Raw genomic sequence first — 1,124 nt, 5'->3', positions numbered from 1 at the left:
TGTGGGCGGGGTTCTTTATCTCTATGGCCCCTTTCAACGCCAAGAACAACATACAGCCCCTAGCAATGAGGCGTTTGATGCTAGCTTGCGGGCACAAAACCCAACGTGGGGTGTACGAAATTTGGAGACCGTGGCTGCCTTGGCTGAGATTCATCACCTCGCACTTTCTCAAGTGATTACCATGCCTGCGAACAATCTATCGGTCATTTTTCATAAGCAGTAAGGATGATCGTCAACTTACTTACAATTAGACTAGTCAAGTAGAGTAGTTCCTCCTGTGGCACCTGCAGTACCCTCTACCCTATGAATGATTCTAGGTCTGACTCTAGCCTGCAATTCGTGCTCAGCCAGTTTCGCACTAGCTATCCCAATGGCAGTCTAGTCACCCAATTGCTGCAAACTCACAACGATTACTACCTAGTGCGGGCGATCGTGCGCTTAGGAGAAACTGTTGTCGCTACGGGTATGGCGGCTGCCCCCACTGTAGAACAAGCGGAAGACCGAGCACGCATTCGCGCCCTAGAGGTGTTAGGAATTTTGCCTCTGCCTGCTATGCCTGCTGTCACAACCCCGCCCTCTGTTGCCAGTTCACCCCTTCAACCTGAGACCAGTGCCAATCAGGCTAACCCTTCCCAGACTCCAACGCTGCCCAACTCGGTTGCCCATGACTTGCCTCATCCATCATCCACTGCGAAACCTAACCCGTTAACACCCCGCCCTCAGCCATCACGATCGCTGAGTTCGCCTGCACGCCACGCTACTCCTGCTAGCTCCACGGAGCCACCAACAGGCAAGCGAGAGCCGATCGATTTGTCAGAGATTATTGACCAAACCGGTATCGAAATGAAACGGCTAGGATGGAGCACCGAACAGCGGCGGCAATATCTCAAGCAGCAGTTTGGCAAAGAGTCTCGCCAGCAACTCAGCGCTGATGAGTTAGAGCATTTTCTCAATTACCTCAAACGCTTGCCGTGATCCCTCGTCAATTCATGACCCATAACAAGCGATGCGTTAGACTAAGGTGAGCATTTTGTCTAACCCTGTAGGACTGTGAGCTAGACTGCCAGGCAACCCATTGCCTAATGCATCCAAGTCCTATCAAGTCCTGTAGTGTCCATGCCGAC

Annotated in this window: 2 protein-coding genes; both read left to right on the top strand. The window is 52.0% G+C overall.

Annotated elements, in window-relative coordinates; genetic code table 11:
• Window positions 1-223, top strand: a 223-nt coding sequence (locus NZ772_19345) for a class I SAM-dependent methyltransferase (GenBank protein MCS6815713.1), incomplete at its 5' end; no start/stop codon positions are given.
• Between the two features lie 80 nt (window positions 224-303).
• Entirely contained in the window at window positions 304-975 is a 672-nt protein-coding gene (locus tag NZ772_19340; protein MCS6815712.1) for a hypothetical protein, read from the top strand.
• Window positions 976-1,124 lie beyond the last annotated feature (149 nt).

The organism is Cyanobacteriota bacterium, from assembly GCA_025054735.1.
Classification (GTDB): Bacteria; Cyanobacteriota; Cyanobacteriia; order SKYG9; family SKYG9; genus SKYG9.
This window is presented reverse-complemented; position numbering and strand designations above follow the sequence as displayed.

Coding starts and splice junctions, on each gene's coding strand:
- NZ772_19340 (MCS6815712.1), top strand. CDS start 304: ATGAATGATTCTAGGTCTGACTCTAGCCTGCAATTCGTGCTCAGCCAG.